At 41.8% G+C, this 16,375-nt stretch carries 7 protein-coding genes, 5 rRNA genes and 1 pseudogene; 4 read left to right on the forward strand and 9 right to left on the reverse strand.

The features are described from left to right. The first annotated feature begins 139 nt into the window (after positions 1 to 139). From UABHE_RS13950 to UABHE_RS13965, 4 genes are all read left to right on the forward strand, one after another. Positions 140 to 370: a recombinase family protein gene (locus UABHE_RS13950; RefSeq protein WP_372370955.1), complete on the forward strand. Its 231-nt coding sequence runs from the start codon at positions 140 to 142 to the stop codon at positions 368 to 370. A gap of 104 nt (positions 371 to 474) precedes the next feature. Beyond that, the gene (locus UABHE_RS13955; protein WP_372371614.1) at positions 475 to 738 is read left to right on the forward strand and encodes a hypothetical protein; all 264 of its coding nucleotides are present in this window, start codon (positions 475 to 477) and stop codon (positions 736 to 738) included. A gap of 11 nt (positions 739 to 749) precedes the next feature. Then, a complete protein-coding gene (locus UABHE_RS13960) occupies positions 750 to 1,718 on the forward strand; it encodes an RNA-guided endonuclease TnpB family protein (RefSeq protein ID WP_372370956.1) in 969 nt (322 codons plus the stop codon). Positions 1,719 to 2,013: 295 nt separating this feature from the next. Beyond that, positions 2,014 to 3,366 (forward strand): IS4 family transposase, encoded by a 1,353-nt coding sequence (locus UABHE_RS13965; protein ID WP_372370957.1) that lies wholly within the window; start codon positions 2,014 to 2,016, stop codon positions 3,364 to 3,366. Here UABHE_RS13965 and UABHE_RS13970 read toward each other — a convergent pair. The 9 genes and pseudogenes from UABHE_RS13970 to UABHE_RS14010 form a co-directional block, all read right to left on the reverse strand. After that, positions 3,363 to 4,313, reverse strand: a complete 951-nt coding sequence (locus UABHE_RS13970) for an FkbM family methyltransferase (RefSeq protein WP_372370958.1) — start codon at positions 4,311 to 4,313, stop codon at positions 3,363 to 3,365. The two genes, UABHE_RS13965 and UABHE_RS13970, sit on opposite strands and share 4 nt — an antisense overlap. A gap of 697 nt (positions 4,314 to 5,010) precedes the next feature. Continuing rightward, positions 5,011 to 5,120: ribosomal RNA gene (gene rrf, locus UABHE_RS13975) — 5S ribosomal RNA — on the reverse strand. A 76-nt stretch (positions 5,121 to 5,196) separates the two neighbouring features. Beyond that, a 23S ribosomal RNA gene (locus UABHE_RS13980) occupies positions 5,197 to 8,242 on the reverse strand. Positions 8,243 to 8,502: 260 nt separating this feature from the next. Further along, positions 8,503 to 10,060, reverse strand: a 16S ribosomal RNA gene (locus tag UABHE_RS13985). Together the 16S, 23S and 5S rRNA genes form the textbook arrangement of a ribosomal RNA operon. A gap of 990 nt (positions 10,061 to 11,050) precedes the next feature. After that, positions 11,051 to 11,356, reverse strand: a complete 306-nt coding sequence (locus UABHE_RS13990) for a hypothetical protein (RefSeq protein ID WP_372370959.1) — start codon at positions 11,354 to 11,356, stop codon at positions 11,051 to 11,053. A gap of 497 nt (positions 11,357 to 11,853) precedes the next feature. After that, positions 11,854 to 12,024, reverse strand: coding sequence for a four helix bundle protein (locus UABHE_RS13995; RefSeq protein WP_372370960.1), 171 nt, complete (start codon positions 12,022 to 12,024; stop codon positions 11,854 to 11,856). A 147-nt stretch (positions 12,025 to 12,171) separates the two neighbouring features. Next, positions 12,172 to 12,836 (reverse strand): annotated as a pseudogene (locus UABHE_RS14000) (IS1 family transposase). 281 nt (positions 12,837 to 13,117) lie between these two features. Further along, positions 13,118 to 13,227, reverse strand: a 5S ribosomal RNA gene (gene rrf, locus UABHE_RS14005). 76 nt (positions 13,228 to 13,303) lie between these two features. After that, a 23S ribosomal RNA gene (locus tag UABHE_RS14010) occupies positions 13,304 to 16,349 on the reverse strand. Positions 16,350 to 16,375 lie beyond the last annotated feature (26 nt).

Here is a 16,375-nt window from a genome sequence, read left to right on the forward strand (position 1 = left end):
ATTGATAACTAATGAAATGAGTTGTTTTCTTGTAAAATTATAACTCTATAAAAATACAAATTAATAAAGGTTGTTTACTAGTAATTATTATTTTAACATTTGCTAACAAATATTAAAAAGGTTAAAAAAGGGGTAAAAAATGCAGTGGGTACCAAGTCGAGTAGCTTGCGAAATATTAGGAGTGCACGCAAATACTTTAAGAAACTGGGACAAAAAAGGACTTATCAAAACAATACGCACAAAATCAAACCAACGAAGATACAATTTGGAAAGTATATTAGGTAATAAAAAGCCAAAGAAAAAAGTATGTTATTGTCGCGTATCGAGCAGTAAGCAAAAGACGACTTGGAAAGACAAAAGAAGTTTATGAAGGAAAAGTATCCAAATCATGAAATCATCACCGACATTGGGTGAGGGCTCAACTTCAAACGAAAAGGGCTGCTCAAAGTACTGGAACAAGGACTTAGAGGAGAAATCGAAGAAGTACTTTGTACCCACAGAGACAGACTTAGTAGATTTGGATATCGACTTATCCAGTGGATTATGGAAATCGGTGGTGGGCGAGTCATGGTTGTCGAAGAAGATAAAAGTAGTGCACAACAAAAGCTCACAGAAGATCTTATATCGATCATACACGTATTCTCGTGTAAACTTCACGGAATGCGAAGGTATAGCAGTAAAAAGAAGCAGGAAAATAAGATTCTATCCAAACAAAAAACAGCGGCAACTTCTACGTAACTGCAAGCTGGATGAAAATCAAGAAACAAATACTTGATGATCTACCTGAGTGGTCAAAAGAAACTCCTTTTCAAATCAAATCAATTGCTATTAAAGATGCGTGCAAAGCTGTACAAAATGCCAAAAAGAAGTTCGCAAAAACTGGTAAAGTGCAGGAAGTGAAATTCAAAAGTCGCAAAAAACGCGATGAGTGCATCTACATTCCAAAAAGTGCTGTAAAGCAAGATTCCTTTTATAAACGCAAAATGGGAAAATTGTTACTTCGCGAAGTTGTTGGTAAAGCTTATTTTGATTGCCGCGTTGTTTTCCAACAAGGACGTTTTTTTCTTGTTAAGCCTGAAGGCAAACCTGTCATGAAACCTGAAAACCAAAGGAGTGACATCGTTGCCTTAGATCCAGGAGTTCGATCTTTTCAAACTTTTTACACCAAACACAGTTGTGGCAAAGTCGGCTGTGGTGATTTTGGTCGTATTGTGCGACTATGTCATCATCTCGATCAACTTACCAGTCGCATATCGAAAGCAAAATCACGACGTAAAAAGCGTATGAAAAAAGCCGCTGATCGCATGCGATGGAAAATCAAAGATCTCATCAGAGAAATCCATCACAAAACTGCCAATTTCTTGTGCAAACATTTTGAAATTATTATTATACCACCTTTTGAAACCAGCCAAATGGTGCTACGTTCAAAGCGAAAAATACGCTCAAAAACAGTCAGAGCAATGCTCAACTGGTCGCACTTCAAGTTCAAAAATACTTTGAAGTCTAAAGCTGAGCTCTTGTCTTCTATTGTTATCGAACAAAATGAAGCATATACCTCCAAAACTTGTAGCTCTTGTGGCTATGTTAAAGAAAATATCGGTGGACACAAGTTTTTTAATTGCTCTTCTTGTAAGAAGCGTATTGATCGCGATTTTAATGGAGCGCGTGGAATCTTTCTACGTGCATTGGGAGATAACCCCTGGCTGCATTCTTTGTAGCTTGCATTTGTTAGCATTTGTTAACAAAAATTTATCGGCGCCATTATTCTACGAATTTTAAAAGATTCGACAATAAGAAGTAACAAACAGGAGGTTGGATTATTCTAGTGTTGAGTGTCAGACTCGAATGTCATTCAGTTAAGCTTATGAGCGAGTAAAAATTAGGTATACAAAGGTAATTGAAAAAAGAAATCTTTCTTCCTAAAATGGTTAAATCAGAAAAAACAAAAACCAAGAAGGAAGAAAGAGATGAAATTATACAGAAGAAACGCCTTTGAAAAAATAGAAAAAAAATTTGCAGAAGAACAAGGGCTTACCATTCATAAAACTACTAAGAAAAAATTTAATAGAAGAAGTGATAAAAGAAGAGAAAATCAAGTATCGAAGTAGAGTATTTACACCAGCAATAACATTGTGGGCATTTCTATCGCAAATATTATCAGATAACAATAGTTGTGAGGAAACGGCGGGAAGAGTGAGGGCATTTTTTACGAAACAAAATAAGAAAATGAGTTCAATATGCGCAAGCGCTTACTGTCAAGCAAGGCAAAGGCTACCTAAAAATTTGATATCGAAATTAGTGAGTAAAGTTGTCGCAGAAACGAGGGAAGAACTACCAAAAGAAAGATTATGGAGAGGACGGCGAGTAGCGATAGTTGATGGCAGTTGTATCAATGCACCAGATACAATTAAGAATCAAGAAATGTATCCTCAAATCAAAAGCCAAAAAGAAGGTTGTGGCTTCCCAATTATCAGAATAGCAGTGGCTTTTTGCTTAGCAACAGGAATGGTAATTAAAATTCGTTTTGCCAATTATTCTATTCATGAAAGAGTTTTATTTCGCCGTTTATATGAAAACCTTGAACAAGGAACAGTTGTTTTAGGTGACAGAGGATGTTGTTCTTATTGTGATTCTGCCTACCTTCAATATCTTTATAAGCATGATTTTGTTTTTCGTGTTAGAGGTAAAGCCAATACTCGCTTAGCAAATACTACTTATATTGTTGAAAAACAAGAAATAAAAAAATGGCATCGCCCTAAGAGACTACCTGATTGGGTTGAAATGCCATATTTAATTCCTGAATCAATGGAAGTTCGCCTTGTTCAGTACAAAGTTAATACTCCTGGCTTTCGTTCCAAAGAGTTTATCATAGTCACTTCTCTACTTGATTTTGACGCATATACTTTTGGAGATATTGCGCAGTTGTACTTTCTTCGATGGAATGCAGAGCTTTATCTACGTACTTTGAAAACTAATATGTGCATGGAAAAACTAAAAGGCAAAACGCCTGATATATTGTATAAAGAAATCTATGCCTATGTTTTAGCCTACAACCTTATCCGTCTTGTTGTTTTTCATACTGCTGTTGCACACAACCATATTCTTTATTTAGTTAGTTTTAGGCATTCTCAATACTCAATTCTTTCTTTCCTTGAGCAGATGAGATCTAGTTCTATCGCGGCGCAAAACTTTTTGTTTAAAGCACTTATTTTGGATATTTCAAAAAAGCTTTTACCTGTCCGTACTACTATGCGTGTAGAACCTCGTCGGATTAAACAACGAATGAAGAGATTTACTTTACTTACTAAGCATCGTAACGAGTACAAAGTCCTTATTATTCAAGGGATTAGTACTGAAAAACCTTAGCTTAACTGAATGGCATTAGTGTCAGACTCAATTCTACTAGCTATTTCTAGTCTTGTAGTGTTGAATGCCGGACTCAATTCTAGATACTCATCTTTTTCGTGAACAAACAAGTAATTAAGATACTTATTGTTTGCCCTAATAGTATGTTGTTGAATAAGCCCTTCACTTGTAATTAAGAATGCGAGATAATTGATATCATTAAAAAACTTTTGAGGTAATTTCTCATGTCCTGTTAAAATTTCACATATAATAATAGGATGAAAATGTAAAATAGTGCGCTTTGCTCCATATAGAACCTGTATTTCTGCTCCTTCAGCATCAATTTTGAGTATATCTAATGTTTTAATTTTGTTCTTTTCAACGAAAGAATCGAGTGTATAAGAATCTACACAAATACTTTCACAATCAGCCTTGAATCCAGAAATTAAAGATGAAGAGGTTGGTATTGCAGTTGAAGCTGGTATATATAATTGTAATGGCTCACAGCGATCTGCAATAGCGTGAGGAAAATGTTCGATGTTCGAGTAGCCATTTAATTTTATATTTTTTTGCAACGACTCGTAAATACTTGGAACTGGTTCGAAGGCATATACATCATTTTTTTTTGCAGCAGCAATCAAAGAATATATTCCAGTATTAGCTCCAACGTCAATAAACACCTTACTTTTATCTAACAACTCACAAAATAAATCTGTAGTTTCAGATTCAAATCCCTCTAATCCTCTCCAAAAAATAGCTGTCGCAATAGTATCGTTACCACAACCATACATTAAAAAACTAGTATTGCCCACAGCAGTGTTTACAATACCGATTACTGGAATGCGACAAAAAGCCTTAGGTAAAAGACAAATAACAGGCTTAAGTAGAAACTGTAAACATTTATTTAACCAAGGAAAACACAGTATTTTCTTAATAAGAATTTTATTTTTAGAATTGTGTTTTAACATATTTCCTCACTATGAATTTTAAATAAGATCAGCAGCCTCTAGCATAGATCTAAACTAGAGTAGATTATAATTTTATTACATTATAAGAGATCAGAACTAGCTTCAAAAATAATATCTAGTTAAAAGTAAGGTTTTGCAAATTCAACTTGCTGTTGCACAAAAAGATCTAATATTCTTTATGCGATTCCCTCAATTGCTACACAAGTATTTCTTCGCGATTAATGAGTGTTATTAGGGCCTGTCATCATTCAAGCTAATGAAGCCAAATAATGCAAGAAACGAAGTATACAGCCGCTAAAAGAAACTTTGCTTCTTTGATAAATTGTTAGTGAAAGTTTCGGAAACGGGCTCGCAAACGGGCTCGAAAAAATAGACAATACTTTGAATGATCAGGCCCTAGTAAAACAAAATCTTCTGGCCAACGGACGAGAACTTCTTTTGCGAGTTGTAGCAATGCTTACTCGTTTGGTCAAAGTTCAAGTAAAAACGTAAGACTTAAATTGCTAGACGAGATCGGGCTCGCAAGCGGGCTCGGGCTCGAAAAAATAGACAATACTTTGAATGATCACAGGCCCTATTCTACAAAATATTATTGTTATAGAATATTTAATAGAACAAACAGGAGATTTGAATTATAGAAGTGTGCATAAAAAAACCCTAACAGAGAATAAACTCTGTCAGGGTTTTAGTAAATCGAATCCGGCGGCGACTTACTCTCTCACCGTGAGGCAATACCATCAGCGTGAAAAGCTTAACGGCCGTGTTCGGGAAGGGAACGGGTGTGACCTTTTCACTATGACCGCCGAATATAAAATTTTAACATGTCTTGACAAATCAAGAGAGGAGAAAGAAAAGAGGAACAAAGAAGCAAAGAGGAGTATAGAGAGATAAGTCGAACGGGATATTAGTACTGGTTAGCTGAGTATATCGCTATACTTACACATCCAGCCTATCAACCAGGTAGTCTTCCTGGACCCTTCGGGGAGATCTCGTCTTGAAGAAGGCTTCGCGCTTATATGCTTTCAGCGCTTATCCTTTCCGAACGTAGCTACCCAGCTATGCCACTGGCGTGACAACTGGAACACCATAGGTTCGTCCGCCCCAATCCTCTCGTACTAAGGGCAAACCTTCTCAAATCTCCTACACCCACAGCAGATAGGGACCGACCTGTCTCACGACGGTCTAAACCCAGCTCGCGTACCGCTTTAATTGGCGAACAGCCAAACCCTTGGGACCTTCTTCAGCCCCAGGATGCGATGAGCCGACATCGAGGTGCCAAACCGCCTCGTCGATATGAACTCTTGGAGGCGATAAGCCTGTTATCCCCGGAGTACCTTTTATCTGTTGAGCGATGGCCCTTCCACTCGGGACCACCGGATCACTAAGTCCTGCTTTCACACCTGCTCGACTTATATGTCTCGCAGTCAACTACTCTTCTACCTTTACGCTCTACATACGATTGCCAACCGTATTGAGAGTAGCTTTGAACTCCTCCGTTACCTTTTAGGAGGAGACCGCCCCAGCCAAACTGCCCACAAAGCACTGTTCTGGTACCGGATCTACGGACACCAGTTAGAATTCTAGTATAACAAGGGTGGTATTTCACTTGCGGCTCCACAAAGACTTGCGTCTCCATCTCAAAGCCTCCCACCTATCCTACACAAGCTATACCAAAACCCAATACCATGCTGCAGTAAAGGTTCACGGGGTCTTTCCGTCTTGCTGCGGGTAAGCGGCATCTTCACCGCTACTACAGTTTCACCGAGTCCTCTGTTGAGACAGTGCCCAAGTCGTTACGCCATTCGTGCAGGTCGGAACTTACCCGACAAGGAACTTCGCTACCTTAGGACCGTCATAGTTACGGCCGCCGTTAACCGGGGCTTTAGTTCAGAGCTTCGCAAAAGCTAACCCCTCCCTTTAACCTTCCGGCACTGAGCAGGCGTCAGTCTCTATACATCGACTTTAAGTCTTAGCAGAGACCTGTGTTTTTAGTAAACAGTCGCCCGGGCCTTTTCACTGCGCCCCCCAAAAGCTCCAGATGTACATCTTTCACCATCAGGGGTACCCCTTCTCCCAAAGTTACGGGGTCAATTTGCCGAGTTCCTTAACAGAGGTTATCTCGAGCGCCTTAGGATTCTCTCCTCACCTACCTGTGTCAGTTTTAGTACGGTCACTTATATAACTCGCTTACGAGGCTTTTCTTGGAAGCATGGCATCGGTTACTACAGACTATTGTCCCCCATCGCATCTCAGGATTAACAAGATTCCGGATTTTCCTAGAATCTCTCCCTACTTGCTTGGCCCCGCTCGACCATCCACGAGGTTAACCTAGCCTCCTTCGTCCCCCCGTTGCTCACAGGCGAACCCATTGCTACATAAGTGGTACAGGAATATTAACCTGTTATCCATCGACTACGCCTTTCGGCCTCGCCTTAGGTACCGACTAACCCTGGGCGGATTTGCCTTCCCCAGGAAACCTTAGGTTTTCGGCGAATGAGATTTTCACTCATTTTATCGTTACTCGTTCCGGCATAATCACTTCCATATTGTCCAGCAGTCCTTACGGTCTGCCTTCAATCCTAATTATGGAACGCTCTCCTACCATTCATTGCTGAATCCGCAGCTTCGGTGTTAAGCTTATTCCCTTCAATTTTCGGCCCAGGAATGCTCGACTAGTAAGCTATTACGCACTTTTTAAATGGTGGCTGCTTCTAAGCCAACATCCTAGCTGTCATCGCACTCCCAGCTCCTTTAAACTTAGCTTAACTTCGGGACCTTAGCTGGCGGTCTGGGCTGTTTCCCTCTTGACTAAGGAGCTTATCCCCCATAGTCTGACTCCTTCGGTTCCACATATGGTATTCGGAGTTTGATTAAGTAGGGTAGGCTGGTGGCCCCCACTGACCTATTCAGTCGCTCTACCCCCATATGCTACCACGAAAGGCTAGCCCAAAAGCTATTTCGGAGAGAACCAGATATTGGCCAGTTTGATTAGACTTTTACTCCTAACCACAGCTCATTGCCTGATTTTTCAACATCAGTGCATTCGGGCCTCCACGAGCTTTTACACCCGCTTCACCCTGGCCATGGTTAGATCACTGGCTTTCGGGTCTACCACATACGACTTTGTCGCGCTATTCACACTCGCTTTCGCTTGGGCTCCGTGTCGTAAACACTTAACCTTGCCGCATACGGTAACTCGCCGGATCATTATGCAAAAGGCACGCAGTCACACTTCCTATATCCCAGTTAACACACACTCATGTGTATTCTCTGTTGTGCCTACCGCACTCTAATATATAGTATTGTGCTCCTACCGCTTGTAAGTATATGGTTTCAGGTTCTATTTCACTCCCCTCAACGGGGTGCTTTTCATTTTTCAGTCGCCTTACTTCTTCACTATCGGTCGTTTGGGAATATTTAGCCTTAGGGGGTGGTCCCCCCAGATTCACACCGGGTTTCTCGTGTCTGGTGCTACTCGGGTGGCTAACATAAGAGAGCTATGCTTTTCGACTACGGGGCTTTCACCCTCTGTGGCGTACCTTTCCAGATACCTCGCCTAAACATCGCCTTTGTAACTCTTACTGTGGTTACTGACCCACAACGTTAACTCCCACAACCCCATATGCACAACGATCAGCATCTATTACGTACATACGGTTTAGGCTCTTACCCGTTCGCTCGCCGCTACTTAGGTAATCGAGTTTTCTTTCTCTTCCTGAGGTTACTAAGATGTTTCAATTCGCCTCGTTCGCTTCCATATCCTATTTTTTCAGATACAGATACTGCACCTTCAGTGCAGTTGGTTGCCCTATTCGGAAATCCCCGGCTCAACGTTTGTTGACAACTCGCCGAGGCTTATCGCAGCCTACTACGTCCTTCTTCGCTTCCAAACGCCAAAACATCCACCATATACCCTTAATATCTTATATCTCTATATTTCTCTTTACTTCTTGTTTCTTTTCTTTCTCTTCTCTATTTGTCAAAGATCGGTTGCAGGATTTTAACCTGCCCTTCTCGATATCTACGAGACGCTCTTCTTTTGAGCTATATTTAATTCTCAAACCGATTCCTTCTTCTTTTATCTTATTAAATAAGGGCAAAAAAAAAGGAAAGGGAAAGAGAAAAGAACATTGAGTGTGTTATCTGTTTAAGGTCCAGGTGACCATTTATCGTTTCTAGTTATCCCTAGAAAGGAGGTGATCCAGCCGCAGGTTCCCCTACGGCTACCTTGTTACGACTTAGTCCCTGTCATGGAAGCTTCCTTGGGCGCCTCTCTCTCCGAAGAGTTGAGTCAACGACTTCAGGCTACCCCCACTTCAGTGGCTTGACGGGCGGTGTGTACAAGGCTCAGGAACACATTCACCGTAGTATTGCTGACCTACGATTACTAGCGATTCCAGCTTCATGGAGGCGAATTGCAGCCTCCAATCCGAACTAGGGTCAGTTTTGATGAGATTCGCTCCACCTCGCGGTTTCGCTGCCCTTTGTACTGACCATTGTAGCACGTGTGTAGCCCTGGACATAAGGGCCATGATGACTTGACGTCGTCTCCGCCTTCCTCCCACTTAACGTGGGCAGTCTCTCTAGAGTCCCCGACATTACTCGCTGGCAACTAAAGATAAAGGTTTCGCTCGTTATGGGACTTAACCCAACACCTCACGGCACGAGCTGACGACAGCCATGCAACACCTGTGATAGTTCCGCTCCGAAGAGTGTCATCCTGCTTTCACAAGACTAATCCTACCATGTCAAGTCCAGGTAAGGTTCTGCGCGTTGCTTCGAATTAAACCACATGCTCCACCGCTTGTGTGAGCCCCCGTCAATTCCTTTGAGTTTCAGCCTTGCGACCATACTCCCCAGGCGGGGCACTTAATACTTTTGCTCCGGCAGAGAGACTAAAGTCCCTCTACTTAGTGCCCATCGTTTACGGCTAGGACTACCGGGGTATCTAATCCCGTTTGCTCCCCTAGCTTTCGCACCTCAGCGTCAGTTACAGACCAGAAAGTCGCTTTCGCCACCGGCGTTCCTCCTAATATCAACGCATTTCACCGCTCCACTAGGAGTTCCACTTTCCCCTTCTGAACTCAAGAAACACAGTTTTGAACGCTATTCCATGGGTAAGCCATGGGATTTCACATTCAACTTATGCCTCCGCCTACGTGCTCTTTAAGCCCAGTGATTCCGAACAACGGTTGCCATCTCCGTATTACCGCGGCTGCTGGCACGGAGTTAGCCATGACTTCATTTTGTGCCTTTTTCAATTACAGATAGTATTATTATCTGCACCTTACTAACACATGTTAGGAGTTTACAACCCGAAGGCCTTATTCCTCCACGCGGCGTCGCTGGGTCAGACTTGCGTCCATTGCCCAATATTCCTTCCTGCTGCCTCCCGTAGGAGTCGGGCCCGTGTCTCAGTGCCCGTGTGACCGTCCACCCTCTCAGGCCGGCTATCCATCAATGCCTTGGTAGGCTTTTACCCCACCAACTAGCTAATAGAATACAAACCCCTCTCTAAGCATGAGGCCCGAAGGTCCCCCACCTTTAATTACAACAACATGCATCGCTGTAACCTTATGCGGTATTAGCAGTCCTTTCGAACTGTTATCCCCCTCTTAGAGGTAGGTCATTTATACGTTACTCACCCTTTCGCCGCTCTCCATTCCCGAAGGAACTTCTCGCTCGACTTGCATGGAATAAGCACGCCGCCACCGTTCGTTCTGAGCCAGGATCAAACCCTTCAAATAAAAAGTTTCTCCTGTTTTGTTCTTCTCACAAAGTTCTTAAACTTAATGAGCTCACACACTCGTTCTTTCTCTTTCCCTTTTTTTCAAAGATCTAAAATCTCAATAAAACCAAATTTTTTTTCTTTGCCTTTATTGAGATCAACAACTTGTTCAAAGTCGTTTTTTTCGTTTCGTGCTCGACAAGTATATCACTTATCTTTTGTTTGTCAACTTCTTTTTAAAATCTTTTTCAAAGTTTCTTAAAAGTGCTGAACAAACTTGGTTCCTCTTTTTAAACAACCAGTTTTTTCGGCTGTTTGTTAATCGAGTAAAAAATAATTTTACAACAACATTCGCAACAATGCAAATATAAATTTAAAAAATAGGTAAAAAAATAAAATTGATGCTTTAAAACTAGCTTAGTTACTCCAAGAAAAAAAAGACACAACCTAGTAAAAACAAGGCTATCAGTGTCATATAAATTTCATTATTCAAAGCATCCATTTAAAATAATATTACTTTCAATCTTCTAAATATAGAATGTTATTGCATTTAGTAAAGAAAAGAAAGCAAGATTTTCTCAATAGCAATCCTCAATAAACAAACGTAGCATAGTATTCGACATTGGCAAAGATAAACAGTAGTCACCATACAAAAGAGTTTGCCATACTAGTTCCACAGAAGACTCAATTCTAGTAATGCCTAACTTCATCAGGTCAAGCCCGATTACTGTTGAATCAAGAGATGGAGATGATACAGTAAGCCACTCGTATTAAAATATTTATACTGGCTTAAGTTCCGAAGGAGCGAATATCTCAGCTTAGGGCACATCCCACTACTGTTGACTTAAGGATACTAAAATAGCGCTTTTAGCGCTATACATTCTAGCCTAGGTCTCCAACCTTTTGACTCCTTACAGCTTGCGGTGAGAAACCCATTTTCATCAAATCACCTTGGCTTGGAATATAACTCATACTAAATTGCAGTTTGCAAAATAGCAATGTAGTATGCTTATTTTTCTCGAAAGTGTAGTCCTAACACTGAGACACCAAGAAGTAAAGAGTTCACAATAATCACTCTAATCACAACTCCTATACAAAAAATAATATCCATATCAGGGACTCCATTCCAATCAGGCTTAATCATACTCTCCTGTATCCAATACAAATCGCAACTAACAATAAATACTCCAATAACAACATGTCCAAAAAGTACACCAATCTTTCCACCATAAAACGCAACACAAAAAGAAATAGCGATCCACAAAAACCAAACAAAAAAACCATATGTAAATACTTGTAGTAAAAGATATAGCACTTTCTCTCCTTTTCATGCAGAATTCGAACACTACTATTTATCCCTTGTCAAAATTGCTCTTTCAAGTGCTAAACATAACACAACTCTTCTGTAAGTTACCACAACTTGTATTCCAACTTTGTTCAAAATTCTTCGCACCGAAAAATTGAGGGGTTACCTTTTGTTAGATGGTAGTCCATATCATGTAGTGATTAGGTGCTGTTGACGAATTGCTGTTATTAAAATAAAGTGTATCTTCCAAAGAGTGTATTGAGGGAGATATAGAAATGTCAAAGGCAAAAGCGAAAAGAAAATACAAGAAGAAGTAAGCTGGTACTAACAGAACAGGCATGGAAAGAAATAGAGTATAAGTGAGTAATCTGTAGGTTCAAGAAATCTTAATCTTAATCTTAATCTTAATCCTTTAAAAAACAAGGTCTTTGGAAGTTCTTTTGATCAAAAGAACCAGCATTGAGACAATTGACCGCAGCATATTTTTTTCCAAATTAATTTGCTCTTTAGGGTAGTATTCTTTGGTAATTATTATATCTAAAGCGCCAGCAACTTTCAAGCGCAGATCCTCTAGCAATATCAAAGTAGCGATCTTTAGGTGTATATTTTCCGTTTTCTTCTGCAATATTTAAAACAATCGAGGTTGATGCTCTATCCAACTGATAGAGCGCAGTCAATTTTCTTGGTATACTTTCAGTTTCTCGTGGTCAAAATATGCTTCCATTTCAACGCTCCAGATTAGGATTAAGAATTATGATTATGATCCTTCTATTCTAAATCACAGAGCGAAAAAACTTCCAAAGGCTTTATATTCTTTTATAGCATTAATTCGTCAGCAGTACCTGGTTCTGTAGAGCGCCAATATGGTTTTCGATTTTTTTGGAAAAAGAAAGAGTTTTACGGACGAGTTGAGAAACTCTTTGCCGAAGGGTATTATTAAAACGTTCAATCTAAGCTGTTTTACCAGTATGTTTGCCAACAGCTTTGTGACGTTTAGAATAAGAATCCCAAAAATCAGTATAAGATACAGCGCATTGCTTGTATACCGCTGGTAAAGAATTCCAAAAACCTTGCGCTCCTTCTTTATCACGTTTTGCAATGTGAGCTCCAACAATTTCTTTAGTGTTGGCATCTATAGCTAACCAAATCTTATTGCTTTTCTTAGCAACAAAAGACCACATTTCATCACACTGAATTTTTAGAGTTCCTTTGCTTTTTTTTTACTTCTACCCTACGTGATACTGTCGCGTATTTTTTGTTCACATATTTTTGTAACCAAAACTCCGATATTCCTGTAACTCTGGATATTCCTGCAATCGGAATTTTTTCTAATAGCAGTTTATCCACCAAGTTCCATTCTTCTTTTGAAATCGTTTTCTTTGTTCGATTTATTATGTATTGTCGTCCACACTTTACATTTCTGCTTTGCTTTTCGGTACACGCTTCCATTTTTTATAGACTTCTTCGAGCCACATTTCGGACATTTCATTCATATCTCCTTTTCTGATAACTACTTACTTTGTCCCTTTCGCTAGCCCTTCGATATTACGATAAGAAGATATTCTATTAGGCAAAAGTATCTACAATTAGAAATAATAAAGCTTTTCTAGTATTTGTTCTTTTTACATAAAAAACAAAATACTAGTTTTCAGTTTTCTATTACACTTAGTTATTTGATATGAGCAACAAAACAGGAGATTTGGATTATAGAAGTGTGCATAAAAAAAACCCTAACAGAGAATAAACTCTATCAGGGTTTTAGTAAATCGAATCCGGCGGCGACTTACTCTCTCACCGTGAGGCAATACCATCAGCGTGAAAAGCTTAACGGCCGTGTTCGGGAAGGGAACGGGTGTGACCTTTTCACTATGACCGCCGAATATAAAATTTTAACGTGTCTTGACAAATCAAGAGAGGAGAAAGAAAAGAGGAACAAAGAAGCAAAGAGGAGTATAGAGAGATAAGTCGAACGGGATATTAGTACTGGTTAGCTGAGTATATCGCTATACTTACACATCCAGCCTATCAACCAGGTAGTCTTCCTGGACCCTTCGGGGAGATCTCGTCTTGAAGAAGGCTTCGCGCTTATATGCTTTCAGCGCTTATCCTTTCCGAACGTAGCTACCCAGCTATGCCACTGGCGTGACAACTGGAACACCATAGGTTCGTCCGCCCCAATCCTCTCGTACTAAGGGCAAACCTTCTCAAATCTCCTACACCCACAGCAGATAGGGACCGACCTGTCTCACGACGGTCTAAACCCAGCTCGCGTACCGCTTTAATTGGCGAACAGCCAAACCCTTGGGACCTTCTTCAGCCCCAGGATGCGATGAGCCGACATCGAGGTGCCAAACCGCCTCGTCGATATGAACTCTTGGAGGCGATAAGCCTGTTATCCCCGGAGTACCTTTTATCTGTTGAGCGATGGCCCTTCCACTCGGGACCACCGGATCACTAAGTCCTGCTTTCACACCTGCTCGACTTATATGTCTCGCAGTCAACTACTCTTCTACCTTTACGCTCTACATACGATTGCCAACCGTATTGAGAGTAGCTTTGAACTCCTCCGTTACCTTTTAGGAGGAGACCGCCCCAGCCAAACTGCCCACAAAGCACTGTTCTGGTACCGGATCTACGGACACCAGTTAGAATTCTAGTATAACAAGGGTGGTATTTCACTTGCGGCTCCACAAAGACTTGCGTCTCCATCTCAAAGCCTCCCACCTATCCTACACAAGCTATACCAAAACCCAATACCATGCTGCAGTAAAGGTTCACGGGGTCTTTCCGTCTTGCTGCGGGTAAGCGGCATCTTCACCGCTACTACAGTTTCACCGAGTCCTCTGTTGAGACAGTGCCCAAGTCGTTACGCCATTCGTGCAGGTCGGAACTTACCCGACAAGGAACTTCGCTACCTTAGGACCGTCATAGTTACGGCCGCCGTTAACCGGGGCTTTAGTTCAGAGCTTCGCAAAAGCTAACCCCTCCCTTTAACCTTCCGGCACTGAGCAGGCGTCAGTCTCTATACATCGACTTTAAGTCTTAGCAGAGACCTGTGTTTTTAGTAAACAGTCGCCCGGGCCTTTTCACTGCGCCCCCCAAAAGCTCCAGATGTACATCTTTCACCATCAGGGGTACCCCTTCTCCCAAAGTTACGGGGTCAATTTGCCGAGTTCCTTAACAGAGGTTATCTCGAGCGCCTTAGGATTCTCTCCTCACCTACCTGTGTCAGTTTTAGTACGGTCACTTATATAACTCGCTTACGAGGCTTTTCTTGGAAGCATGGCATCGGTTACTACAGACTATTGTCCCCCATCGCATCTCAGGATTAACAAGATTCCGGATTTTCCTAGAATCTCTCCCTACTTGCTTGGCCCCGCTCGACCATCCACGAGGTTAACCTAGCCTCCTTCGTCCCCCCGTTGCTCACAGGCGAACCCATTGCTACATAAGTGGTACAGGAATATTAACCTGTTATCCATCGACTACGCCTTTCGGCCTCGCCTTAGGTACCGACTAACCCTGGGCGGATTTGCCTTCCCCAGGAAACCTTAGGTTTTCGGCGAATGAGATTTTCACTCATTTTATCGTTACTCGTTCCGGCATAATCACTTCCATATTGTCCAGCAGTCCTTACGGTCTGCCTTCAATCCTAATTATGGAACGCTCTCCTACCATTCATTGCTGAATCCGCAGCTTCGGTGTTAAGCTTATTCCCTTCAATTTTCGGCCCAGGAATGCTCGACTAGTAAGCTATTACGCACTTTTTAAATGGTGGCTGCTTCTAAGCCAACATCCTAGCTGTCATCGCACTCCCAGCTCCTTTAAACTTAGCTTAACTTCGGGACCTTAGCTGGCGGTCTGGGCTGTTTCCCTCTTGACTAAGGAGCTTATCCCCCATAGTCTGACTCCTTCGGTTCCACATATGGTATTCGGAGTTTGATTAAGTAGGGTAGGCTGGTGGCCCCCACTGACCTATTCAGTCGCTCTACCCCCATATGCTACCACGAAAGGCTAGCCCAAAAGCTATTTCGGAGAGAACCAGATATTGGCCAGTTTGATTAGACTTTTACTCCTAACCACAGCTCATTGCCTGATTTTTCAACATCAGTGCATTCGGGCCTCCACGAGCTTTTACACCCGCTTCACCCTGGCCATGGTTAGATCACTGGCTTTCGGGTCTACCACATACGACTTTGTCGCGCTATTCACACTCGCTTTCGCTTGGGCTCCGTGTCGTAAACACTTAACCTTGCCGCATACGGTAACTCGCCGGATCATTATGCAAAAGGCACGCAGTCACACTTCCTATATCCCAGTTAACACACACTCATGTGTATTCCCTGTTGTGCCTACCGCACTCTAATATATAGTATTGTGCTCCTACCGCTTGTAAGTATATGGTTTCAGGTTCTATTTCACTCCCCTCAACGGGGTGCTTTTCATTTTTCAGTCGCCTTACTTCTTCACTATCGGTCGTTTGGGAATATTTAGCCTTAGGGGGTGGTCCCCCCAGATTCACACCGGGTTTCTCGTGTCTGGTGCTACTCGGGTGGCTAACATAAGAGAGCTATGCTTTTCGACTACGGGGCTTTCACCCTCTGTGGCGTACCTTTCCAGATACCTCGCCTAAACATCGCCTTTGTAACTCTTACTGTGGTTACTGACCCACAACGTTAACTCCCACAACCCCATATGCACAACGATCAGCATCTATTACGTACATACGGTTTAGGCTCTTACCCGTTCGCTCGCCGCTACTTAGGTAATCGAGTTTTCTTTCTCTTCCTGAGGTTACTAAGATGTTTCAATTCGCCTCGTTCGCTTCCATATCCTATTTTTTCAGATACAGATACTGCACCTTCAGTGCAGTTGGTTGCCCTATTCGGAAATCCCCGGCTCAACGTTTGTTGACAACTCGCCGAGGCTTATCGCAGCCTACTACGTCCTTCTTCGCTTCCAAACGCCAAAACATCCACCATATACCCTTAATATCTTATATCTCTATATTTCTCTTTACTTCTTGTT

The organism is Candidatus Uabimicrobium helgolandensis, from assembly GCF_041508025.1.
In the GTDB taxonomy this organism is placed as follows: domain Bacteria; phylum Planctomycetota; class Uabimicrobiia; order Uabimicrobiales; family Uabimicrobiaceae; genus Uabimicrobium; species Uabimicrobium helgolandensis.

What these genes read in the sequence shown, in the direction of transcription:
- UABHE_RS13970 (WP_372370958.1), bottom strand. Translation starts at nt 4,313, where the DNA reads ATGTTAAAACACAATTCTAAAAATAAAATTCTTATTAAGAAAATACTG.
- UABHE_RS13950 (WP_372370955.1), top strand. Translation starts at nt 140, where the DNA reads ATGCAGTGGGTACCAAGTCGAGTAGCTTGCGAAATATTAGGAGTGCAC.
- UABHE_RS13960 (WP_372370956.1), top strand. Translation starts at nt 750, where the DNA reads ATGAAAATCAAGAAACAAATACTTGATGATCTACCTGAGTGGTCAAAA.